Origin of the sequence: Serratia sp. ME47, from assembly GCF_903970925.1 — a bacterium.
GTDB lineage: Bacteria > Pseudomonadota > Gammaproteobacteria > Enterobacterales > Enterobacteriaceae > Serratia > Serratia ureilytica.
Genome location: NZ_CAJCKE010000001.1, coordinates 207,298 through 231,597, shown reverse-complemented (window position 1 = coordinate 231,597; position 24,300 = coordinate 207,298). Strand labels below are relative to the sequence as shown.

General features: G+C 58.8%; 17 protein-coding genes and 1 pseudogene. 14 read left to right on the top strand and 4 right to left on the bottom strand.

Going from position 1 to position 24,300, the window contains the following annotated elements; genetic code table 11:
- Positions 1 to 94 precede the first annotated feature (94 nt).
- On the top strand, positions 95 to 1,678 hold the full coding sequence (locus H7A77_RS01165; RefSeq protein WP_072627456.1) for an ABC transporter substrate-binding protein: 1,584 nt from the start codon (positions 95 to 97) through the stop codon (positions 1,676 to 1,678).
- 62 nt (positions 1,679 to 1,740) lie between these two features.
- Here H7A77_RS01165 and H7A77_RS01160 read toward each other — a convergent pair whose 3' ends face one another.
- Positions 1,741 to 3,009, bottom strand: coding sequence for an EpsG family protein (locus H7A77_RS01160; protein WP_033650891.1), 1,269 nt, complete (start codon positions 3,007 to 3,009; stop codon positions 1,741 to 1,743).
- 97 nt (positions 3,010 to 3,106) lie between these two features.
- Positions 3,107 to 3,889 carry an A24 family peptidase gene (locus tag H7A77_RS01155; protein WP_147880022.1) on the bottom strand — a complete coding sequence of 261 codons (783 nt, stop codon included), beginning with the start codon at positions 3,887 to 3,889 and terminating at the stop codon, positions 3,107 to 3,109.
- 431 nt (positions 3,890 to 4,320) lie between these two features.
- On the opposite strand from H7A77_RS01155, the gene H7A77_RS01150 reads away from it, so the two are divergent.
- On the top strand, positions 4,321 to 5,832 hold the full coding sequence (locus H7A77_RS01150) for a YchO/YchP family invasin (RefSeq protein ID WP_182073700.1): 1,512 nt from the start codon (positions 4,321 to 4,323) through the stop codon (positions 5,830 to 5,832).
- Here H7A77_RS01150 and narL read toward each other — a convergent pair.
- Positions 5,829 to 6,479: a two-component system response regulator NarL gene (narL, locus tag H7A77_RS01145; RefSeq protein ID WP_033643446.1), complete on the bottom strand. Its 651-nt coding sequence runs from the start codon at positions 6,477 to 6,479 to the stop codon at positions 5,829 to 5,831. The genes H7A77_RS01150 and narL overlap by 4 nt on opposite strands.
- A gap of 10 nt (positions 6,480 to 6,489) precedes the next feature.
- Positions 6,490 to 8,274 (bottom strand): nitrate/nitrite two-component system sensor histidine kinase NarX, encoded by a 1,785-nt coding sequence (narX, locus tag H7A77_RS01140; RefSeq protein ID WP_033643445.1) that lies wholly within the window; start codon positions 8,272 to 8,274, stop codon positions 6,490 to 6,492.
- Between the two features lie 351 nt (positions 8,275 to 8,625).
- Between narX and H7A77_RS01135 the strand changes: the two genes are divergently transcribed.
- The 12 genes and pseudogenes from H7A77_RS01135 to H7A77_RS01080 all read left to right on the top strand — a co-directional run bounded on the left by H7A77_RS01135 (position 8,626) and on the right by H7A77_RS01080 (position 24,296).
- A complete protein-coding gene (locus tag H7A77_RS01135; protein ID WP_033650893.1) occupies positions 8,626 to 10,020 on the top strand; it encodes a NarK family nitrate/nitrite MFS transporter in 1,395 nt (464 codons plus the stop codon).
- 771 nt (positions 10,021 to 10,791) lie between these two features.
- Positions 10,792 to 11,691: pseudogene (locus tag H7A77_RS01130) on the top strand (transcriptional regulator).
- A 178-nt stretch (positions 11,692 to 11,869) separates the two neighbouring features.
- Positions 11,870 to 12,832 carry an NAD(P)-dependent oxidoreductase gene (locus tag H7A77_RS01125; RefSeq protein WP_033643442.1) on the top strand — a complete coding sequence of 321 codons (963 nt, stop codon included), beginning with the start codon at positions 11,870 to 11,872 and terminating at the stop codon, positions 12,830 to 12,832.
- 173 nt (positions 12,833 to 13,005) lie between these two features.
- On the top strand, positions 13,006 to 14,055 hold the full coding sequence (gene wecA, locus H7A77_RS01120) for a UDP-N-acetylglucosamine--undecaprenyl-phosphate N-acetylglucosaminephosphotransferase (protein WP_033643441.1): 1,050 nt from the start codon (positions 13,006 to 13,008) through the stop codon (positions 14,053 to 14,055).
- 45 nt (positions 14,056 to 14,100) lie between these two features.
- Positions 14,101 to 15,234, top strand: a complete 1,134-nt coding sequence (locus H7A77_RS01115; protein ID WP_033650895.1) for a polysaccharide export protein — start codon at positions 14,101 to 14,103, stop codon at positions 15,232 to 15,234.
- Between the two features lie 27 nt (positions 15,235 to 15,261).
- Positions 15,262 to 17,433 (top strand): polysaccharide biosynthesis tyrosine autokinase, encoded by a 2,172-nt coding sequence (locus tag H7A77_RS01110; RefSeq protein WP_033643439.1) that lies wholly within the window; start codon positions 15,262 to 15,264, stop codon positions 17,431 to 17,433.
- Between the two features lie 4 nt (positions 17,434 to 17,437).
- A complete protein-coding gene (locus tag H7A77_RS01105) occupies positions 17,438 to 18,727 on the top strand; it encodes a flippase (protein WP_033643437.1) in 1,290 nt (429 codons plus the stop codon).
- On the top strand, positions 18,717 to 19,565 hold the full coding sequence (locus H7A77_RS01100) for an ATP-grasp fold amidoligase family protein (RefSeq protein WP_033643436.1): 849 nt from the start codon (positions 18,717 to 18,719) through the stop codon (positions 19,563 to 19,565). Before H7A77_RS01105 ends, H7A77_RS01100 begins: the two co-directional genes overlap by 11 nt.
- Positions 19,566 to 19,699: 134 nt before the next feature.
- Positions 19,700 to 20,605, top strand: coding sequence for a glycosyltransferase family A protein (locus H7A77_RS01095; protein ID WP_033643435.1), 906 nt, complete (start codon positions 19,700 to 19,702; stop codon positions 20,603 to 20,605).
- Position 20,606: 1 nt separating this feature from the next.
- The gene (locus tag H7A77_RS01090) at positions 20,607 to 21,662 is read left to right on the top strand and encodes a glycosyltransferase family 4 protein (protein WP_047574805.1); all 1,056 of its coding nucleotides are present in this window, start codon (positions 20,607 to 20,609) and stop codon (positions 21,660 to 21,662) included.
- 10 nt (positions 21,663 to 21,672) lie between these two features.
- On the top strand, positions 21,673 to 22,416 hold the full coding sequence (locus H7A77_RS01085; RefSeq protein ID WP_033643433.1) for a glycosyltransferase family 2 protein: 744 nt from the start codon (positions 21,673 to 21,675) through the stop codon (positions 22,414 to 22,416).
- Positions 22,413 to 24,296 (top strand): carbohydrate-binding protein, encoded by a 1,884-nt coding sequence (locus tag H7A77_RS01080; RefSeq protein WP_042784785.1) that lies wholly within the window; start codon positions 22,413 to 22,415, stop codon positions 24,294 to 24,296. The genes H7A77_RS01085 and H7A77_RS01080 overlap by 4 nt, the downstream gene beginning before the upstream one ends.
- Positions 24,297 to 24,300: the final 4 nt, after the last annotated feature.

The window sequence follows — 24,300 nt, the reverse complement described above, 5'->3', positions numbered from 1 at the left end:
TAATAAATAAAGCAATTTATCGTCGTTCTTCTGTTAATTCTTACCCCCTACACTCGAAAAACAACGCAACCGCGTGATTGTGGAGAGTGTATCGATGAAACGGTTAATCCCAACCTTATTGTATGGCGCGCTGGCGACCGCTTTCGGCGCGCAGGCCGCCACCCCGCCGGATACCTTGGTGGTGGTCAGTTCGCTCGAGGGCATCATCAGCCTCGATCCGGCGGAGAGCTTTGAAACCGTCAGCTCGGCCAATCTGGTTAATCTCTATCAGCGCCTGGTGGCGCCGGATCGCGGTGCGCCGCAAAAGTTGGCGCCGGACGCCGCCGCCCGTTGGCAAGCGGGCGCCGATGGGCGCAGCCTGATCTTTACCCTGAAGCCGCAGCAACGTTTCGCTTCCGGCAATCCGCTGCGTCCCGAGGACGTGATTTACTCACTGGTGCGTGCGGTGAAGCTGAACAAGGCGCCGTCCTTTATTCTCGCTGAGTTTGGCTGGACGCCGGATAACGTCGAGCAGCAGCTGAAGAAGATCGGGGATAACCAGGTGCAGCTCAGTTGGTCGGCCAACATCGGCAGCGAGCTGGCGCTGCGGCTGCTGACGGCGAACGTGGCTTCGATCGTGGATGAGAAGCTGTTGAGCGAACACGCGCAGCAGGGGGACTTCGGGAACGCCTGGCTGCGCAACCATTCGGCCGGCGGCGGCCCGTATCGGGTGAACAACTATGTGCCGCATGAGGCGCTGCTGTTTGGCCGCAACGACTACGCGCCGTCGCCGGCCCGGTTGAAAACGGTGTTATTCAAGAACGTCAGCGATGCCGGCACCCGCCGTTTACTGTTGCTGAAGGGGGATGCCGACGTGGCCTACGATCTGGGCGCCGACCAGTTCGACTCGCTGCGCAAAGCGCCGGGCGTGCGTATTGAGCAGGCCGATGCGCCCAAGGTGTATTACCTCGGTTTCAATACCGGCAGCAAAGACAACCCGGCGCTGGGCAATCCGGCGCTGTGGCAGGCGGCGCGCTGGCTGGTGGATTATCAGAGCATCGCCGAACGGTTGCTGAAAGGGCAATATCGCGTGCATCAGGCCTTCTTGCCGCAGGGCTTGGACGGTGCGCTCGACGAGCGGCCGTTTAAGCTCGATGTGGACAAGGCCAAACGGATCCTGCGCGATGCCGGCATCAACGAGGGCACAAGCATCAGCCTGATCGTTATCAACCAGCCGCCGTATACCGACATTGCGCAGGCGCTGCAGGCCAGCTTTGCGCAGGCTGGGCTGCGGCTGGACATTCATCCGGTGGTGGAGAGCGATCTGTGGGGCAAGATGCGCGGCCGCGATTTCCAGGCGATCTTCACCTATTGGGGCGCCGACTATCTGGATCCGAACACCAACGCCAGCGCCTTTGCCTACAATGTGCCGGGCGGGCCGAAGACCCTGGCCTGGCGCACCCAGTGGAGCATTCCCGCCATCAGCGCGGAAACGCGTGCGGCGGCTGCGGAAGGCGACAGCGCAGCGCGCAGCGCACGTTACGCCGCGCTGCAACGGGAACTGCAGGCCAGTTCGCCTTATGTGCTGGCGCTGCAGGGGCAAACGCTGGTGGCATTACGGGACAATGTTGAAGATGCCCGGGTGGATATCGCCAACAGCATGCTGTATCTGGATCGGGTGAATAAGACGCAGCCGTGAACGAAAAATGCCCCCTCGCCGCCGAGAGGAGAGGGGGCCTGGCCGGTGTTAACGCGGCGAGCTCACCACGGCGTGCCGGCGAGATTCAGCTTATTGAGGATTGTCGGCAGGCTGTCGGTCACCAGCGCCTGCAGATCGCCGTACCAAAACTGCTGCACGCCGACCTGGTTGATATACAGATAGGACGCGATGCCCAGCGAGAAGCACAGCAACGTTAGCAGCACCCGGCTTACCGCGTCTTTCAGATTGCCGCATACCATCACCATAAAGATCAGCACGAAGATCATCATGTTGAATGAATAGCGGTTAGCCACCTCTTCAAAGCTGATGGTGGCGAAGAACACCGCGCAGTTATAAAGGAACATTAGGCGCACGGCATAGGCGGCTTGTACAAACTGAGGCGATGGCGTGCGGAACTTGTAGCGGGCGAATTGATACAGCGCCTCCACCACGCCGACGTACAGCAGCGTGATTTGGATTTTGCGCACCGGGTTATTACCGAAGTCGCCGCTGACGTAGGCTTCGGCGCGCGAGGCCAGAAAGTCGTTGCCGACGACGGCGATCAGTTTAGGCATCAGCACCGCGCCGCCGAGGTAACAGGCGGCGAACAGCGCCAGCACCGGCAGGGTGCCTACGGTGCGCCAGCGCGCGGGCAGCAGCAGATAGGGCAGAAACAGGAAAGCGGAAAAATGGCTGAAGGACGCCATCACGATCCAGAGCAGCATGCGGCCGCGGTGCTGTTCCGACACGGCCAGCACCAGGAAAGAGAGCGCCAGCCCCTGCCGCAACAGGTTGCCGTACAGCCCCTGGAAATTGTATTGGCAGCAGAACAAAAACAGGATCACGGCAAAGTAAGTGCGCGACAGGCGGTAAACGCCCAGCGCCAGCAGCGAAAAGCTGATAAGGAAGAAGGCGGCGAATGCGCCATTACCGACGCCAAACCAGGTGGCAGTCAGTTTAAACAACAGGTGCGAGACAAAGTCGGTGCCGGAAAACTGCGCCAGCCAGTCCATCAGGCCGTAGCCGCTGTACTGCTGCATCTCAAGGTAGTAGTTCACCTTGTCGTTCATCACCGGCTCGAGGTTCTTCGTCGCCAGCGGCACCGCGGATATCACGGTCAGCAGCAGGAAAGCGGTGAGATTCAGTACGCGATCGGGTTGCTGGCGCAGCAGCATAAAGGCGGCGATCAAGCCGCTGCAAATCACCAACGATAAATAGGGGGCGAACCAAACGCCTGTGATGGCGACGGCGCCCAGCAGCAGCCATTGCACGGAAGAATGCGCCTGTTCGCTGTCGGGAAGGGCGGCGAGTGGCCTGACCGGGTTTTGCATGGGATGCTCCATGGCGTGATCCAGCTGGGGAACATAACACCGGGGCCTAAAGGGACACAGTGAGTTTTGGTGAAATAGGCAAAATTTCACCGGGCTATCATCCCTTGCCGGCAGCGGAAAAATAGCCGTCGGCGAGGCTGGGTAAAAACGGTGCGAAACGCGCAGAACCGCGTTCTGCCTCGATTTCATGTGGGGTTGATGCTGTGAAATAAATGAAATTCCACTGCGGGCCAGGTGAGACGGGACCGGTCAGCAGGCATAGCCAGCCTGCCGCCGCTAACCCGATACCGAAAGGTTGCGGCGTTCGCCAGGCTCGGCGGTTGTGCAGGCCACGCGCCAACGCGACGCCCAATCCGAACGCCGCCGCCAGAAAGACCAGCAGTGGCAACATCGTCCAGCCGAGCCAGGCGCCCAGCGCCGCCAGCAGTTTGAAATCGCCTTGGCCGATGCCGTCACGCCGCCGCGTCAGCCGGTAGAGCGCATTGAGCAGGCATAACGCGCCGTAACCGGCGACGGCACCCAGCACGGCGTCTTCCAGCGGCGCCCAGCGAGCGTCAAGGTTGCACAGCAGCCCGCCCCACAGCAGCGGCTGAGTCAGTCGATCCGGCAGCCACCGATGGCGCCAGTCCAGCCAGGCCAGGGCGATCAGGAGCGCCGCGGCCGGCACTAACCCCCATCGAGGCGCTGCCGCCAGGCTCAGGGGCAGCGTCGCCAACGCCAGCCCCAGTGCCGTCAGCAGCGGCCCCTGAAGGCGCAACCTCTGTGGGCGACCGTTGACGCCCTCCACGCGTTCCAGCCACGTAATGAGCGCGAAGGCGATCAGGCCCGCCGACAGCAGCGCGGTGAAAAACAGCGCGTGCCACAGTAAAGAAAGTAACATCCGGACTCCGCCAGTCGTAAACAGACGGCTAAAATAACGGCAAAATGCGTATTTCATCAGGGGAAAACGCGGTCAGTTGTGAGGAGTGCGCAGGCGTTCGCATCGCCACGCTGCGTATTGCAGGGGTGTACAATGCCCTGCGCGGTGGCGCGCAGCCGCGGGGTACTGTGCTTTTTATCGGCAAAATCGGCGCTAAAATGCGGTGAATTCACCTGGCGGCCGGAATGGATCGGTAAAGGGTACAAGTGACGACGTCACTGGGGAGCGATTGGGGTTTATCCTATTGTTTCTGCTCGTCAAGCCGTTAGGCTATGAGGACATAGGCGCCCCCGCCGGGCCGGGGACGTGAGGTTTTTCAGCGCTGTCGCGGGAATGGCGGCGGCAAAGCAGTGGGTTGGCGTGCTCCAGGAAGGAGGGAAGCCAACGGTGTCATGAAAGACGTCATTCAGGCAGTACTCATCAAGACTAAAAAACGATTCTGGCGCCGACGCCAGACGGCGTGGCTGGCCGGGCCGCTGGTGTGGCTGGCCGGCGCGGCGCCCGCGTGCGCCGAATCCCCACCGGCGCCGGACAGCGTTGTCTCTTCCGAACAGGCCGGCGCAGATCCGGCGGCGAACTTGCCCGAACTGGGCGGTGCGCCCGACGACGCCGCGCGCGAGAAGCAGTGGGCCGAGATGGCCAAACAGCTCGGCGAAAAAGATCTGAACAACGTTTCACGTCAGCAGATGCGCAGCCGCGCTGAAGATTATTTGCTGGGGCAGGCGACCGGTGCGCTGCAGCAACAGGCGCAAGAACTGCTGTCTCCGTTGGGAACCGCCCGGCTGTCGCTGAAGATGAACGGCGAGGGCGATTTTACCGGCAGCAACGGCCAGCTCTTCAGCCCGTTGTACGACGTCGATGGGTTGTTGACCTACAGCCAAATCGGCTGGCTGCAGCAAAGCACCGGGGCGCTCGGCAATGTCGCGCTGGGGCAACGCTGGATCGCCGGTGACTGGCTGCTGGGTTACAACACGGCGCTCGACAGCGATTTCGCCCGGCAGCGCAATCGCGGCAGCGTGGGGGCGGAAGCCTGGGGGGACTACCTGCGTTTCTCCACCAACTATTACTATCCGCTGTCGGCGCTGTCGCAACAGCCCGGCGATGGGGTATTTTTCAGCCGTCCGGCGCGCGGTTACGATATCACGACGCAGGGCTATTTGCCGTTCTATCGCCAAATCGGCGGTTCGCTCAGCTATGAACAGTACCTGGGCGAGAATGTCGATCTGTTCGGCAGCGGCAAGAAACAGAACGATCCGCGCGCGATGCAGCTGGGGCTCAACTATACCCCGGTACCGCTGGTGACGATGAAGGCGTTGCATAAGATTGGTGCGGGCGGGCAGAGCCAGGATCAGGTGGAATTGGCGCTGAGCTACCGGCTCGGGGTGCCGCTGGTCAAGCAGATTTCGCCGGAGTATGTGGCGCAGGCCAAGTCGCTGCGCGGCAGCCGCTACGATCCTGTCGAACGTAAAAACGTGCCGGTGCTGGAGTTCCGCCAGCGCAAGACGCTGCAGGTGTTCCTGGCCACGCCGCCGTGGAGCCTGCAGGCGGGGGAAACCGTGCCGTTGGTGTTGGAAATCAAGGCGTTGCACGGGATTTCTCACGTCAGCTGGCAGGGGGATACGCAGGCGCTGAGCCTGACGCCGCCGCACAATGCCAACGACCCGCAGGGCTGGACGGCGATCGTGCCTCCGTGGGATGACGCCCCGGGCGCCGCCAACAGCTATCGGCTGTCGGTCACGCTGGAGGACGACAAACAGCAGCGCGTGACGTCCAACTGGATAGAACTGAAAGTGGCGCCGCCGCTGACGGCGACCGCCGGTGATGAAACGGATCAGCTGCCGATCCAAACCCTGACGCCGCCGCCGATCCCGGCGCAAACCGGGCCGCTGTACGGCGACGATTAACCGTTTTTACCCTGCAACACCCACACGGCGGCCTCGACGCGGGATTTCAGCTTCATCTTTTTCAGCAGGTGTTTGACGTGTACCTTGACGGTGCTTTCCGTGATGGTCAGGCGGCGGGCGATCAGCTTGTTCGGCAGCCCCTGGGCGATCAGCTTCAGGATATCCCGTTCGCGCGGCGTCAGTTGCTGAATATCGCGCTCGGCGCTCGGGCGGTTTTCCCGCAGGCTGGCGGCGAGGATCGGCGTCAGCGTTTCGCTGAGCACCATCTGCCCGGCCGCCGCCTGATGCAGCGCCTTCAGCAGATCCTCCGGCTCCATGTCTTTCAGCAGATAGCCGTCGGCGCCGCGCTTGAGCGCGCTGACGACGTCGTCTTCATGGTTGGATACGCTGAATACCACGATGCGCCCCGACAGGTCGGTCTGGCGCAGGCGATCCAGCGTTTCCAGCCCGTTGATGCCGGGCATGTTCAGGTCGAGCAGGATCAGATCCGGATCGTGCTGCTCCGCCAGCGCGACCCCTTGTTCACCGTTGCTGGCCTCGGCGATGACCTGCAGGCGAGCGTCCATGCCGATCAGCTGTTTTACGCCGTTGCGCAGCATGGGGTGGTCGTCGATCAGTAAGATGGTGGCGGCGGTTTCTGTCGTCATGGTGTCTCCGTTAGTCGATGGCGTGGTTATCCGGCGTGAAGCTGACCCGCACCTCGGTGCCGCCGCCGCTGCGCGGTAAAATGTCGCAGCGGCCGTGCAGGCTCTTGGCGCGATCGCGCATGATGATCAAGCCGTAATGGTCGGGGCGAGAGGTCTCGGCCGGCAGGCCGCGTCCGTTGTCGCATACGCTCAGGGTCACTTCGCCGCGTTTATTGATGACCTGAATGCTTACCTCGCTGGCGGCGGCATGCTTAAGGATGTTGCTGAGCGCCTCGCGGGCGATCTGCAGCAGGTGTATGGCCTGATAGGCAGGCACCGTGCGCGGCCCCAGCTGATAATCGAGGCTGATGGTCAGGCCCAGTTTGGGGTTGAACTCCGCCACCGTCGATTGCAGTGCCGCCAGCAGACCCGGTTCGGTCAACTGCAGACGGAAGGTGGTCAGCAGTTCGCGCAGTTGGCGATAGGCGCCGTTCAGCTCTTCACGCATCTGTTGCACCAGCGCCTGGCTGGCGGCAGAGAGCGTTTCCCCCTGCATCTGCAGACAGGCGATCTGCATTTTCAGGCAGGAGAGTGATTGGGCGATGGAGTCGTGCAGCTCGCGGGCGATCGCCGCCCGCTCCTCCATCAGCATCAACTGCTGCTGGTGGTCGACCTGGCGTTCGATGGCCAGCACGCTGGTCAACTGTTCCACCAGGGTATTGATCAGTTGGCGATGTTCATCGTTCAGCGGTTGCTGCGGCGCATGTTGCGCCACGATCACGCCGTAGTCGCCGAGCTTGTCGCTCAGGCTCCAGCTCAGCGACGGATTGTTGGGGTACTGGCGGTCGCTGTCGTTCAGGCAGGCGCTGCACACCGGGTTATGGCAATGCTCCGGCCTTAGCGGTTGGTTGCCGCTCAGCTGCAGCAGCGGTTCCCGGCTGTCGTTTTCATACAGCCGCACCTGAATGGCGCGCAGCGGCGTCAGGGTTTGCAATTGGTTGAGCAGCGGCGTCAGGCGACTGCACAGCGGCTCGCTGGCGTGCAGCTGGCGGCTGGCGCGATAGAGGAAGCTAAGAACCTGATTTTTCTGCTGCAGGTCGGCGGTCTTCTCGGCCACGCGCTGCTCCAGCCCGCTGTAGGTGGCCGACAGCTCGTCGGACATGGTGTTCAACGCGCCGCCGAGCGACGCCATTTCATCCTGATGGCCGCGCTGCGCGAAGCGGCGGCTAAAATCACCGCGGCCTACCGCCAGGGCCATCTCCACCAGTTGCCGCCAGGGATGCAGCAACCGGCGCCGCAGGTAGCAGGTGGTGCCGATCAACAGCAGCAGCGTCAGCGCAATAAAGCCGGCCTGCACCAGCGTCACCATCAGCAGGCGGCGTTCGGTTTGCCTGTCGATATCCGACACCAGCTTGTCCAACAACCGCACGAAGTGCGCGACCTGGGGCGCGGCGTCGGCCGGCTGCTGCGCGCTGCGCAGGCGAGGTTGCAGCGTCTGTTGCCAATAGTCGCGCAGGGCGTTGAAAGGCTGCGTCAACCCTTCCTGCTCCACCGAACGCTGCAGGTCGGGGCTGTTTTCGTCGCGCTCCAGTTCCCGGATCAGCGCTTCGTGCCGTTCATCCAGCGGCACCTGCGCCAGCAGCCGGTAGCTTTGCATGCGCAGCGAGCCGGCCTTGTTGATGGCGTGCGCGTTGCCCTGAATGCTTTGCGACATCCAGGCGGAAATCCCCATGCCGGCCACGCCCAGCATGCCCGACAGCAACATCAGCAGGGCGACCTGATTCACGATCGAAAGCGGGGCCAACAGGCGTTTCATAAGTGCGGATTCCTGGCGTTTGGCGCCGCTGAAGCTCAGGGGCGAAGGCGGCGATGGGGCTAAACAAGTCACGATTCAGCCGTATTTTTGATTATCCCTGCGCATAACCCCATACCTCGAATGAAGTACCCATTAGTTTCCAGGGGGGCGTCGAGACGGCAAGAAAACGAAAGTGATAGTGATTAGTTTATTGATTTAAATGAATTTAATTTTTGGTTAGGGCGTACCCCTAAGGGGATGAAGGCGCCATTTCCGCCGCCAACTACTTGCATGCGGGTTGATATACATCAACTTTGCCGCCGGGACCGCCCCCTAGGGTGTGCGGAATGATCCCCCGTGTCTGAGGTTTTTATGTCGCAACTTGCAACGCCTTCATCAAAGAAAACCGGTGCGCTGATTCAGGACTGGCGCCCTGAAGACAGCGCTTTTTGGCAGCAGCGTGGCCAGCGCATCGCCACCCGCAACCTATGGATTTCCATTCCCTGTCTGCTGCTGGCCTTCTGCGTCTGGATGCTGTTCAGCGCCGTCGCGGTCAACCTGAACAAGGTCGGCTTCAATTTTACCACCGACCAGCTGTTTCTCCTGACGGCGCTGCCGTCGGTCTCGGGCGCCATTTTGCGCGTACCGTATTCCTTCGTGATCCCGTTGTTTGGCGGCCGTCGCTGGACCGCCATCAGCACCTGCTTCCTGCTGGTGCCCTGCCTGTGGCTCGGGTTTGCGGTGCAGGACAGCAGTACGCCGTACAGCGTGTTCGTCATTATTTCCCTGCTGTGCGGTTTCGCCGGCGCCAACTTTGCCTCCAGCATGGCCAACATCAGCTTCTTCTTCCCGAAAGCGCGTCAGGGCGGGGCGTTGGGGCTCAACGGCGGGTTGGGCAATCTGGGCGTCAGCGTCATGCAGCTGGTCGCGCCGCTGGCGATTTCCTTCAGCCTGTTCGGCCTGTTTGGCGGCACGGCGCAAAACCAGGTGGAGGGGGGCCAGCTGTGGCTGGAAAACGCCGCCTGGATCTGGGTGCCGTTCCTGCTGGTCGGCACGTTGGCGGCCTGGTTCGGCATGAACGATCTGGCGGCGGCCAAGGCATCGCTGCGTCAGCAACTGCCGGTGCTCAAGCGTGGGCATCTGTGGATGCTGAGCCTGCTGTATCTCGCGACCTTTGGCTCTTTCATCGGTTTCTCCGCCGGCTTCGCCATGCTGTCGAAGACGCAGTTCCCCGACGTGGTGATCTTGCATTACGCGTTTTTCGGGCCGTTCCTGGGGGCGCTGGCGCGGCCGGTCGGCGGCGCGTTGTCTGACCGTTTCGGCGGTGTGCGGGTGACGTTGATCAACTTTGTGGTCATGGCCGTTTTTGCCGCGCTGTTGTTCCTGACCTTGCCGAGTGCGGGCGAGGGCGGGTCGTTCATCGCCTTCTACGGTATCTTTATGGTGCTGTTCCTCACTGCGGGGCTGGGCAGCGGATCGACTTTCCAAATGATCGCCGTTATTTTCCGCAAAATCACCGTCGATCGCGTTAAAGCGGCCGGCGGCAGCGATGAAAGCGCGCAGCGTGAGGCGGTAACCGATTCCGCCGCCGCATTGGGCTTTATCTCGGCGATTGGCGCCGCCGGCGGCTTCTTCATTCCGCAGGCCTTTGGCACCTCACTGGCGCTGACCGGTTCACCCGCGGGCGCGATGAAAGTGTTCCTGGTGTTTTACATTTTGTGCGTCGTGATCACCTGGGCGGTGTATGGCCGCAAGAAAAAAGCCTGAGTGTCAAACGACTTTCTCTATCCCTCCCGACAGGGGAGGGATATTTCGTTCATACCGAAACTTCTCTCTTCTCCTCCTCAGTGAAATTTTCTGCCTTTAGGTAAAATTCTCACCCCCGCTTGCCGTTTTTTTCTTTTTTTATAGTTATATCTCTCAATGTATGAATCCTTTCTCACAAAAGGTTTATATTATTCACGCGGTTTTTTCGTTTTGTTGAGCGTGTTCTTACTATTAAACAATTAATGCTTTTTCCTGCGTTTAAATGAAATTGCTTAGGAGAATACCTAATTGATGTGCGTATTATAAAATCAGCAATAGGGTTTTGTCTTAGATGCTGAGCCCGTTGGATGGAATGAACGCCGGAGTTAAATCAGATAACTCTCATTCTGTTTTTTCCGTCTTTTTGTAGTCTATCTGACGTTCAGATTAGGTGGAAAAACAGAATGAATTCAGGGCGAAGAATGAAATTTCACAATTTCATTCGATTAACAATCAAGCAACGCCGTTAGTTTTTTCTTTCTAAATCAAAGAGGTGTTAGTTTGAATTTTACGGTAGCCAGGAAAGAAATCCATGTTGCCAACAGGGAAATAGAGTCGTTTGGATAAACGGAACATCCTGAATCAGGCTTAATGTAAAAAATGAAATCAGAAAATTTTTATAAAAGCCAATATCCGATGAATGCAACCTGTTGAGTTTACATTTAATTTCTTGAACATTTTTTGATATTTCTATACAAAGTGTGCAGGACAGGCACGCTAAGGAAATTAAAAGTGAATCTTGATAAAAGAATAAAGATTAGGAATCTCGATGTTCTGACTCCTGCCGGGGAGAAATTCCGTCTGCGTTGGAAGGAGTATCAAATTCTTTCGCTGCTTGTCGCCAGATCCCCCGAGCTGGTTACCCGAACGGAAATTATAGAAAATATCTGGAAAGGAACCTATTGTTCAGATTCAACGATAAATTAAACAATTAAATCCATTCGTCAGAAAATTAGCGATTCGGAACACACGCTTATCAGAACCATTCCACGCTTGGGTTACAAGGTGGAAAATCAAGCGGCTTTTCACTTTATATCTGAAGATGAAGACTACGCCGATGATGATATATTAAACGGTAACGATGATATTGACGTTGATATTCAAGCGGAACTTTCTGAAAGTGAAAATGAATCGCCTGTAGCCAACGACGAGAAAATAGTTAAGCCGCGTAAATCGACCCTCGTTTCTGCGCCTGTTGCGGCGATGGATTCCTCTCAAGATCCGGCGCATGAAAAGAAGTCGCTATCCGTGCGCCGTTTTTTCAGCGTGCCTGCCAGTCGCGTGGTGAAATACCTGACGGTGTTCGCCTCGTTACTGGTTATTTCACATTTTTCATATGTCCTGGGCAACCAAACCCGTCCGCCGGTGATCAATGATATTCAGAACAACACGCGCGTGGTGTTGACGCTGACGCTGAATAATCCCCATACCAACAGCCCGCAAACGCTGTTCTGTCTGTACCAGGGAGAGAACATGGATCAGGCCACCATCGAATGTGTCGATCCTAAACAAGGCCAGCTGAAATTGCCGGTAAAATATGAGACCTCTTCCTCCACCGGTAAAGGTCGGATTAATCTCATATTGCCGAATAAAACCTTGCAATATCAAGTTGCTTACGATGTTAAAAATTAGCGCTGAATGAGGTTTTATCTATAGCGATAATTTTACATTTGATGAAATCTTTTATTTCATTATTTGTTATTTGAAAGCCAGGTTCGATTTGTCCAGTCTGGAACTCATTACCTAACGCGTATTAGCGCCTGTCCCAATCGGGTGACGGGAATAATGAGAACCTGCTGAGTGACAAATTATGGATAAGCGTAAAGTAGCTATTATCGGGGGTTCCGGTTTTATCGGAACACGCCTGGCGAAACGTCTCAGTAAGCGCGATGATCTGACATTGGTCATCGTCGATAAGCAACCCAGTGCACATTTTCCATCCCTTTATCAGTATGGCGATGTGACTCAACCTCAGACTTTGCAAGAACCGCTGGCGGGCTGTGACGCCATCATTAATCTGGCGGCGGAGCATCAGGACAATGTCGATCCCATTTCGCTCTATTATCAGGTCAATGTCGAAGGCGCACGTCATGTCTGCATGACCGCCTCTGCATTGAATATCCGCCAAATCATTTTCACCTCCTCGGTCGCCGTTTACGGGTTCGTCAAGCAGGAAACCGGCGAAGAAGGGCGTTTTGAACCTTTCAACCATTACGGCAAGTCCAAGCTCGAGGCGGAATATGTTTATGAGGCCTGGCGCAAGGCAGACGCCGCAAATAAATTGACCATCATCCGTCCGACGGTGGTGTTCGGCGAAGGCAACCGCGGCAACGTGTATAACCTGTTCCGCCAGATCGCCAGCGGCCGTTTCGTGATGATTGGCAGCGGCAATAATATGAAGTCGATGGCTTACGTCGAGAATATTGCTGCACGGCTGGAGCATGCGTTGGATCAGCAGTCCAGTTATCAGGTCAGTAACTATGTCGATAAACCGGACTTTACGATGAATCAGCTGGTCGACGTTATTTCCTCTTCATTGGGCAGGGAAAATAAGACGATTCGCATTCCTTACGCCTTGGGAATATGCGGTGCAACCGCATTGGATGTCGTGAGTAAAATAAGTCGCAAGAAATTTCCAATCAGTCGCGTCAGAGTGCAGAAATTCTGCGCCAGAACGCAATTTAAAAGCAATGTGCAGAATAATTTCGTGGCGCCGGTCGAACTTGATTCGGCAATCGAAAGAACCATTAAACATGAGTTTTCTGATAGATAACTTAATCGCACGCTGACGTTATTTCGATATTTTCGCTGACAAGCGGATAAATCTGCATTTTCAGGATTAGCGCATGCTGACTTATATCCTGGCCGGATCAATTTTGTTTTTGTTAATAGCGCATTGGGAGCTGTAACTCAAGGGCGGTAGCGTGCTTATTCGCTGGAGGAACGATGTTATATCAACTGAGCGTGATATTTGTGCTGGCGGTGGCGTGGGTGCTTATTGCCCGCCGCGCCGCCTTGGTGGTGGGGTTAGTGGATAAGCCCAATGCGCGCAAGCAACATCTGGGGCACATTCCGCTGGTCGGCGGCATCGCCGTGTACCTGACGCTGATGCTGATGACGCTGTGGCAACCCGCCTGGCTGCCCGAAAGTACGATCTACCTGCTGTGCATAACGGCGCTGGTGGTGTTGGGCGTGCTGGATGACCGCTTTGATCTGCCCGTGGCGCCGCGCGTCATGGTGCAGGGAGGGATCGCGCTGGCGATGATGCTGGCGGCAGGGATGCAACTCTCCTCGCTGGGTTATGTCTGGGGGCATCAGGAAGTGATGCTCGGCTATGGCGCGTTGCTGCTCACGCCGCTGGCGGTATGGGGAGCGATCAATGCCTACAACATGGTGGATGGCATCGACGGGCAGTTGGGCGCTTTGTCCTGCGTCACCTTCGTCGCGCTGGCCATCGTGTTCGGGCTGGGCGGCCGGGAAGACCTGGCGCTGTGGTGCCTGGGCCTGATCGCCGCTCTGGCGGCTTATCTGCTGTTCAACCTGAGTCTGTTCGGTGCCCGCAGCAAGATCTTTATGGGAGACGCCGGCAGCATGGTGATCGGCTTCAGCGTGCTGTGGCTGGTGTTGCTGGCGACCCAGGGACCGCAGGCGGTGATGCGCCCGGTGACCGCGCTGTGGCTGATCGCCATTCCTCTGATGGACATGGTGACGGTGATGGTGCGCCGCCTGCTGCGCCGCCAAAGCCCATTCAAAGCGGGGCGCGATCATTTGCACCATATTCTGATGCGTCGCGGACTGAATGCGCGCCAGGCGCTGGCGATGAGCACCATGCTGGCGGTGACGCTGGCCTGCATCGGTATCTGCAGCGAAGTGCTGAAACTGCAAGAGAGTTTGATGCTGGTGGCGTTTCTGCTCTGTTTTTGCGGCTATTTCGCCCTGTTGCGCGAGCCGCGTCAGGCGACGGTGTTCAGCGATAATCCGACCGTCGGCCGTTAATCCCCTCACGGGCTGCGGCGGCAGCCCGTTTATCACGGTACTTCCATGAATTTTCATTTGCCTCTTTTGATGCCGTTGGCCTTTACCTCCGCGCTGTTGAGCGGGTGTACGGTGATTCCCGGCTCACATTTACCTACCAGCGGAAAAGCCGTCGTCGTGCAGCAAGACGACGGTTTTGATTTAAATAACCAGGTGCAGGTCTACCGCATGTCGCCGATGTTGCTGCAGAAAATGCGGCGCGTAGAACCGGTCGCCCGGCCGAACCCGGCGCTGGATCAGCGGCTGCAGAACTATCAATACCGTATCGGCGTCGGCGACGTGTTGAACGTCACCGTCTGGGATCACCCTGAGCTGACTACGCCGGCCGGGCAATACCGCAGCGCCAGCGACACCGGTAACTGGGTCCATGCCGATGGCACGATTTTTTATCCCTATATCGGGCGAGTGGCGGTGGTGGGCAAAACCGTCACCGAAGTGCGCAGCCTGATCGCCGGCCGTCTGGCGCAGTATGTGGAAAGCCCGCAGGTGGATGTCAGCATCGCCGCTTTCCGTTCGCAGAAGGCTTATGTGACCGGTGAGGTGAAAACCTCCGGCCAGCAGGCGATCACCAACGTGCCGCTGACCATCCTGGATGCGATCAACGCCGCCGGCGGCCTGACGGAGAACGCCGACTGGCGCAACGTGGTGCTGACCCATCAGGGCAAGGATCGGGCCATCTCGCTGCAGGCGCTGATGCAGCGCGGCGACATCAGTCAGAACGCGTTGCTGCAGCCGGGTGACATCCTTTACGTCCCGCGCAATGACGAACTGAAAGTGTTCGTGATGGGCGAAGTGGGCAAGCAAGCGACGCTGAAGATGGATCGCAGCGGCATGACGTTGACCGAGGCCCTCGGCTCTTCCGAAGGGATCAGCCAGACGGTCGCGGATGCGACCGGGGTATTCGTGATCCGGCCGAGCGGCGGCAAAACGCCGCAGCGGCTGGCGACGCTGTATCAGTTCGATCTTTCCGACGCCAGCGCGCTGGCGATGGGCGCTGAATTTCAGCTGCAACCTTACGACGTCGTGTACGTCACTGCGGCGCCGGTCGCGCGCTGGAACCGTTTGATCAGCCAGCTGGTGCCGACCATCAGCAGCTTTAACGATCTCAGCGAGGCTACCTTGCGCGTGCGCAACTGGTAAATCCGCAGGATGAATAAGGAACAGAAGATGAAGAACAATGCGCTGTCCGTGATGGTGGCCGAACAAGATGAAAAGCTGGAGTGGGAGCGTCTGGTAGGGCCGCTTTGGGATAACCGCTGGCGGATCGCCGTCGTAACCGGCGTGGCCGGCGCGCTGGGCGTCGCCTATGCCCTGTTGGCGACCCCGGTGTATCAGGCCACGGCGGTGGTGCAGGTGGAGAAACAGCTGTCCGGCGACTCGCTGCTGCGCGAAACGCTGGACAGCTCGATGGGGCAGAATTCGGCGACGCAGGATGAAGTGACGCTGGCCAAGTCGCGCTACGTGCTCGGCAAAACGGTGGATGCCCTTGGCCTGACGGTGCGCGTCGAGCCGGACTATTTCCCGGTATTCGGTAAAGGTTTTGCCCGACTGAGCGGCGAAAAGGCGCCGGTGCTGGATATCGCCACGTTAACGACGCCGCCGGAAATGGAGGGCGAAGCGCTGACGCTGACGGTGCGCGATGGGCAGCATTACGAGCTGAGCCATGACGGCGCCAAACTGTTCAGCGGCGCGGTCGGGCAGCCGGTGGCGCAGGGCGGATGGAACATGGCCGTCTCGGCGCTGGACGCGGCGCCGGGCGCCAGCTTCACGGTGGTCAAAGTCGCGCGCCAGAAAGCGGTGGACGATCTGCGCAAAAATCTTGACGTAGTGCCGGGCGGTAAAGACAGCGGCATCATGACCTTTACGCTGCCGAGTGAAGATCCGCAGCGCGCCGAGGCGGTGCTGAAGAACATCACCGACAACTACCTGCAGCAGAACGTGGATCGCAAAACGGAAGAGGCGCAGCGAATGCTGGCGTTCCTGCAAGAGCAACTGCCGCAAACGCAAACCTCGCTCAACAACGCCGAAACCCAGCTCAATCAGTTCCGTCAGCAAAACGACTCGGTGGATCTGTCGCTGGAAGCCAAATCGGTGTTGGACACGCAGGTGCAGCTCGAAGCGCAGCTCAATGAACTGACCTTCAAGGAAGCGGAGATCTCCAAGCTCTATACCCGTGCGCACCCGGCTTACCGGGCGCTGCTGGAAAAGCGCGCCACGCTGGAAGCGGAAAAGGCGCGGCTGGGCAAACAGGTGCAGACGCTGCCGAAAATGCAGCAGGAGATCCTGCGCCTCACCCGAGATGTGCAGGTGGATCAGCAGGTTTACATGCAGCTGATGAACAAGCAGCAGGAGCTGAGCATCAGCAAGGCCGGCACGGTAGGCAACGTGCGCATCATCGATGAAGCGGAAACCGCCATTCGGCCGATCCAGCCGCAAAAGATGCTGATCGTGCTGTTGGCGCTGCTGCTGGGCGCCGGGGGCGCCGCCGCGGTGGTGCTGTTGCGCGCGGCCTTCCACCGCGGCATCAATGATATCGATACGCTGGAGAAACGGGGCATCAACGTCTACGCCACCGTGCCGCTGTCGCCGTGGCAGGTGAAGCGCAACCGCGAGCAGCGTCATCTGTTGCCCAAATCCGGCGGCCGGCGCCTGCCGATCCTGGCGGTGGCCGAGCCGACGGATCTGTCGGTGGAGGCAATCCGCAGCCTGCGCACCAGCCTGCATTTCGCCATGCTGGAAGCCAAAAACAATATTCTGATGGTCTCCGGCGCCAGCCCGGAAAGCGGCAAGAGCTTCACCAGCACCAACCTGGCGGTGGTAGTGGCGCAGGCCGGGCAGCGGGTGTTGCTGATCGACGCGGATATGCGCAAAGGCTTCCTGCATCGCTGGCTGGCCGAGGATGGACATCGCGGTTTGTCCGACATGCTGGTGGGCGACGTGATGGCGGAACAGGCGGTGCGGAAAACCGCCATCGCCAACCTGGACTTCGTGCCGCGCGGCCAGGTGCCGCCAAATCCGTCCGAACTGCTGATGCATCGCCGCTTCGCCGACTTCCTGCGCTGGGCCGGGCAACACTACGATCTGGTGCTGATCGATACGCCGCCGATTCTGGCGGTGACGGATGCGGCGATCGTCGGTCATCACGCCGGCACCTCGCTGCTGGTGGTGCGTTTTGAAGTGAACACCGTCAAGCAGATCGAAACCAGCATGCGCCGTTTCGAACAGAATGGCGTGGCGATCAAAGGCGTGATCCTCAACGGCATGGTGAAAAAATCCGCCGCCGATGCGGGTTACTACGCCTTCGCCTATCCGAGCCATCAGGAAGAAAAGGTGCCGTAAGCGCATGAAAGCGATGCTGATGAACTCTTTGTGGTTAATGCTGGAGCGGGTATCGCTGAGTCTGTCGGGGATTTTCGTTTCGGTGTACGTCGCGCGCTATCTCGGGCCGGCGCAATACGGTTTGATTAACTACTTGCTGTCGGTGATCGCCATCGCCGTGCCGCTGGTGCAGCTGGGGGCGGACGCGGTGCTGTTCAACCGCGTCGCCAAACGGCGCCGGAGCGGCATGCGGCTGATGCTGGCTTCGATGCGCATCCGCCGCCAGCTGTTTGCGCTGATCGCGCTGCCGCTGATGGCCTGGACGCTGTTGACGCAGGATCGCACCAACCAAATCATGATGCTGCTGATGTTGATCAGCGCGTATTTCTCCGTGCAGGACGTCTACAAAATCTATTACGACGCGCTGCTGAAGTCGAAGTTGAACACGTTGATCAACAACGTTGCGCTGTTGCTGTCGATCGTGATGCGGCTCGGCCTGGTGTACGCGCAATTGCCGCTGGTGTGGTTTGCGCTGCCCTATGTGCTGAGCAGCCTGCTGCCTTATGCGGTGCGCTGGGTGCTGTTCCGTCGCGAGCAGGCGCAGATGCCGGCGATCAGCGGCAGACACAAACGGCGCTACGGCCGCTACCTGTTCAGCGTCGGCTTGCCGCTGGCGATCTCCAGCCTGTCGATCGTCATTTATACGCGCATCGATCAGATCATGCTGGGCAACTATTTGGGAGAACACAGCGTCGGGCTTTACAGCGCCGCCATCACGCTGAGCCAGGGGTGGGTATTCGTGCCCATCGCGCTGATCATGTCGATGATGCCAGGCGTGGCGAACGCCGGTTCGGAGCAGGAACAAGAGGCGCGCATTCGCCAGCTGTATCTGATGGTGCTGGTGCTTTCGATGCCAGTGATCGCGGTGCTGTCGCTGTTTCCGCAGCAGATAGTCGCGCTGATGTTCGGCGAAAGTTACCGGCAAACGGCGACCATTCTGGCGCTGTGCTCGGTGACGTCGCTGTTCTCGGTGATGGGAACGGTGTCTTACCGCGCCATCGTGCTGTTCAGCGGCTATCGATTCATCGCCATCAAAATGCCGCTGGCGGCGTTGGCCAACGTGGTGATGAATTTCATCCTGATCCCGCGCTACGGGATCATGGGCGCGGCGATATCGACGTTGATCACGGAGTTTATTTCATTCTTTGTGCTCAACAGCTTTTTCAGAGGAGGAAAAATTACGCGTTTGCAGGTGACTTGCTATCGGTGTTTTCCGCAATTAATAGGGAAGGTACGAGAAATATATGTTAAATAATCTGGTGAAAGGGTTATACCGACGTATGCCCGATGCAATATATCATCAGTTAAAATACGCAATGTTTTTCCGCAAGGTGCCGCATCTGGCCCATCCGGTGGGGTACAGCGAAAAACTGATGCGTAGGAAAGTTTATCCACTGGCGATATATACGCAGCTATCTGATAAATATCGGGTGAGAGAGTATATCGAACAGCTATGGGGTAAAGAGTATTTGATCGATCTTTACGCGCACGGCAACGAATTTACGGAAGAGATGTATCAGCAGCTGCCCGAGTCGTTTGTGATTAAAGCCAACCATGGCAGCGGATATAACAAGCTGGTATTTGATAAAAGCCAAACCGGTTATAACGAACTGCGGGTGTTGACCAACAGTTGGCTGCGGCAAAGTTTTTATCAGGTTTATCGCGAGCGGCATTATAAAGATATTCCACCTTGCATCATGGTGGAAAGAATGCTGATCGACGAAGGGCAAATACCGAACGACATCAAGATCCACTGTTTTAATCTTGACGGTGAGGTGCGCTTCTTTATTCAGATCGATTATCAGCGCTTTATCGATCATCGCCGCGATTTCTTTGATGCGGACTGGAACCGCACCGAGATCCGCATGGGCGTGCCGAACAGCGACGTGCCGATGTCGCGCCCCAGCGGGCTAAAGGAGATGCTGCGGCTGGCGCGCCAGGTGGCGGAACAATTCTCGTACGTACGCGTCGATTTTTATCAGGTGCAGGATCGCATTTATTTTGGCGAGCTGACTTTCACCCCGGGGGCCGGATTACAACGGCTGATGCCAGAAACAATTGAACAAGAATGGGGAGGGTATTTTCATACGTAGCTGAAACAGGCCGTTGGCTGCGCGTACTCGACCCGAGGCGGGGGGATAACCGGGCAGGGATATGCTGCGATAACAAACTTTTTCTCTGGCATCAGGCTGCACTCGCCAGTTGATAATAGCTTTTGAGGTATTAAATGGACTTATCAATTGTTATTCCCGCTTTTAATAATTCAAACCATCTCGCCGCCACGCTGGCGCGCATGACCCATTATTGCGCCGGTTTTGATTATGAAATTATCGTGGTCGATTATTCATCGGAAGCCGGTGAGTCGGAAAAGATACACGGACTGTTGGCGGCGAATCATCGCGCCAGGCTGCATGAAAGCCGGGTGCGCGGCAATATCGCCGTCGCCTGCAATATCGGTTTTCGCCTGGCGCGTTCTGAGGTGGTTTTTTTTCTGGAACCGGAAGATATGTTTGGCACCAATTATATCATCCGGCGCTTGAGACGGCATGAGGACACGCGGATCGATATCGTGTTCGGCAATTACACCACGGTCAACGACAAGAATGTGCGCAGCTACGTGTTTAATTATCAAGAGGGCGTGGCCGGGGAAGATTTCTTATTTATCGAGATGGGGGATATTCGCACCTCGACCATCAGCGTGCGCAAGAAACAAGACCGGCGGTTTTTATTTCCGGAGTTTTTAGCCCGTTACCAGGACTGGGGGTTTTTGGTCAACGCCACCAACCTGGGCGCCCGGGTGGTTCACGATCAGGGCGGTGGGGTGTTCATCCGCTGCGGCGACGAGGATCTGAACCGCTGCCGATTGAACATCGACGCCAGCGAACGCTTTATCGATACCTATCTGCAGGCCAGCGGCCGTTACATCAGCGGCTTTGCCTGTAAACACCTGCTGGCTTCGCTGTACAGCGAAGATCTGCAGGCTTTCAACTACTACTCATCGCGCATGGAGCGCCACACCCTGAGCGGAAAATTCAAGGCGATCAAGCTGTATGGCGACTGTCTGGCCAGGCTGGGACTGTTTCCATTGGGGGGGAGGCTGCTGCGCACGGCCCGCGAGGGATTACGGAGGTGACATGCAACCGCGGAAAATCGCAATTGTAATCGAAGACATCGGCGGCAAAGGCGGCACCGAACGGGTGGCCAGCAGCCTGGCCAATGCGCTGACCACCCGCTTCGGCCACCAGGTCGAACTGATATCCATCTGCGGGGATCGGGCGTTCTATCCGCTGGAGCCGGCGGTGACGCTGCGCTTCATGCGCGGCAAGACGCTGCTCTGGCCGTGGCGCCTGGCGCTGTTCTTACGCCGCGGCCGCTATGACGCCATCATCACCGTCTCGATGGGGAAACTCTCGGTGATCATGGTGCCTTACCTGCGGCTGTTGTGTCCCGGCAGCCGCTTGGTGCTGAGTGAACATGTCAGTTTCCACCAGTATCCGTGGCCGATGAAGTGGCTGAAGGTGCTGATCTACCGGCTGGGCGATCGCACCGTGCTGCTGACGCAAAAAGATCTGGCGAATATCGGCCGCTGGGTGCCCGCCCGCAAATGTCGGGTGATTGAGAACGTGTCGCCGTTTCCGCTGCGGGCGCCGCATCCGGAACAGCAACAGCCGGTGGCGCTGGCGGTCGGCCGACTGTGCCACCAGAAAGGCTTCGACCGGCTGATCGCCGCCTGGCGGCAGGTGGCGCAGCAGGCGCCGGAGTGGCGGCTGCACATCGTCGGCGATGGCCCGGATCGGGCGGCGTTGCAACGGCAGATCGCCGATTACGGGCTCGACGATCGGGTGCAGCTGCTGCCGGCCACCGCCGATATCGCCGGGCATTACCGGCAGGCGAGCCTGTTGCTGATGACCTCTCGCTACGAAGGCCTGCCGATGGTGCTGATCGAAGCCATGAGCTTCGGCCTGCCGCTGGTGGCTTTTGACTGTCTGACCGGCCCGGCGGAGCTGATCGACGATCGCGAAAACGGTTATCTGGTGACGGACGGCGACGTCGACACCTTCAGTCAGCGCGTCCTGGCGCTGATCGGCGACGGCGAACTGCGTCGCCGCTTCTCCCACCGTGCGTTGGAAAAGGCGCAGCGGTTTGTGCCTGAACGTATTTACCCCCAGTGGCAAGAGCTTATCGTCTGAGGTAATCATCATGGAAAAAGTGTCCGTCATTATGCCGGCTTATAACGCCGCCGGTTTTATCCGCGAGTCGATCCTTGGCGTATTGAATCAAACTTATCAGGACTATCACCTGTATGTGATTGACGACGCCTCCACCGACAACACCGCCGAGGTGGTCAAGCCGTTCATTCACGATCGGCTGACCTACATCCGCAACAACGCCAATCAGGGGGTGGCCGAAACGCGCAACATCGCCATCGAGGCGGCGCGCGGCGACTACATCGCGTTTTGCGACAGCGACGATGTTTGGCACCCGAATAAGCTGGCCCGCCAGGTCGGCATCCTTAAAACCCAGCGTTACGACGTGGTCTGCTCGCACTATTACACCTTCGAGAATGACCTGGCGCAGGTGAAAAACTACCGCGGCGCCGGGGAGATCATCGCCTACCGCGACATGTTGAAAAGCAACTGGATCGGCAACCTGACCGGCATGTACAACCAGCGCCGGGTCGGCAAGGTCTACCAGCGCAAGGTCGGGCACGAAGACTATGTGATGTGGCTGTCTATTCTGGAGCGCGCGCGCAATCGCCTGGCGTACTGTATTCCGGAGCCGCTGGCGTTTTACCGGCTGTCCGCCAATTCGCTGTCCGGCAACAAGATCCGCGCGGCGGACTGGCAGTGGCAGATCTACCGTCGTCATCTGGGGCTCTCTTATCAAAAATCCTGCTACCTGTTCTTCTCCTACCTGTACAGCGCGGTGATGAAAAGACAATGACCAGCAAAATCTTGAACGCAGCCTGCGTGCTGATCGGATGCGGGCTGGCGGCTCAGGCCGGGGCGGCGGGCTGCGAGACCAATCTGCTGACCAACCCCGGCTTTGAGCAGGGACAGACGGGCTGGTCGCTGCCGCCGGCCAAGGTGGTCTCCGGCGGCCGCAGCGGCCGCGCCAGCCTGTACTACAGCAATCCTGACCCGGCGGAGTATCACCAGATGCTGCAAACGCTGCAGGTGAAAGCGGGCCAGACGATCGCGTTCGGCGTGTGGGTGCGCGGCGATAACCTGCGCGGCAAAGGCGATCAGCCGGGCGCCGGGGTGTACGTCGAAAGCTATGACGCCAAGGGGCGCCACCTGGCCGGCAGCTACCCGCAAGGCCTGCTGGGCAGCAGCGGTTGGCAGCCGGTGGAGGGCAGCTTCACCGTACCGGCAGAGGCCACCACCACCGTACTGGGGCTGTATATGCGCAAGGGCACGACCGGCAACGCCTGGTTCGACGATGCCTACGTTTGCAGCCAGCCGACGGCGCCGGCGTTGTATCAGATGCGCGCCGGCGGGCAATCGGCCTCCAGCCTGATCGAAGTGCAGCAGCCTCAGGAAGTGCAGGTGGAAAGTACGCTGCTCGATAGCCAACGCACCGCCGTGCGGCAGGAGAGCCGCCGCTACCATGTCGCCGAGCGTCAGCGCGTAGAGTTCTCGCTGCCGGCCAACCTGGCCGCCGGCGAGTACCGCCTGCAGCAGCAGGTGACGGACGTGGCGTCGAAGCACAGCCGGAGCAGCGAAATGCCGGTCAGCATCGGCGAGGCGCCGCCGAAAGTGGCGCTGGACGAGCAGGGCTATACGCTGCGGCAGGGCAAGCGCTTCTTTCCGCTGGGCATCTACATGTACGGCAACATGGCGACCGATGAACATCTGGCGCGCATCCGCGACGCCGGTTTCAACACCGTGCTGAATTACAACTACGGCGCAGGGCGCGACCCGTACGCCTATTTCCGCAAAACGCAGCAGTACGGGCTGCAGGTGATTTTCTCGCTGAAGGATTTCTACCCCGGCCTCGACTCTGCGCCGAAAACGCGCCTGAGCTACCCGCAGTTGACGGCGTCTTATGTGGAGAAGTTTAAAACTCAGCCGAACCTGCTCGCCTGGTACATCAACGATGAGCTGGCGCCGAAGTATGCGCCGCAGATAGAGCAGATGCATCTGCAGGTGAAGCAACAAGACCCTGACCATCTGACATTTCAGGCGCTGAATCAGACCGGCGCGCTCAACGCCTATTTCAACAGTTCCGACGTGTTGGCCAGCGATCCTTATCCGGTCGGACGCGATGCCGATATGACGCGCACGCTGGAATACTCGCGCCTGACGGTGCAGGTGGCGCGTCAGGCGAAGGGCGCCTGGCTGGTGATGCAGATCATGGATCACGCCGCCTATGAGCCGCACCGCAAGCCGCGCCAGCCGAGCGAAGCGGAGATCCGCAACCAGGCCTGGCTGGGGCTGATCGGCGGCGTCAAAGGGCTGCTGTTCTACTCCTATACCGACCTGTTCTACAAGCGCCGCAGCGGCGATTTCAACCAACAGGAATTCGACGGTATCTGGCAAGGGGTTGCCCGCGTGGCGCAACAGATCGACAGCTTCACGCCGTACCTGCTCTCGGGCGAAAGCGCGACGCTGTCCGGCAACAACACTGCCGTACCGGCGCGGCTGTTTATCGACGGCGAGCGCGGCCTGGTGCTGATCGCCAACCCGTACTATCGGCCGATGGCCGCCCGTTTTGACCTGCCGCCCGGCTGGCGCTGGCAGGGGCAGCCGCAGATCGACGCCAAATTGCCCGCGGTGGGCAGCAGCGCGCTGTGGGTGCAACGAGACACTAGCAATCAATAAGGAT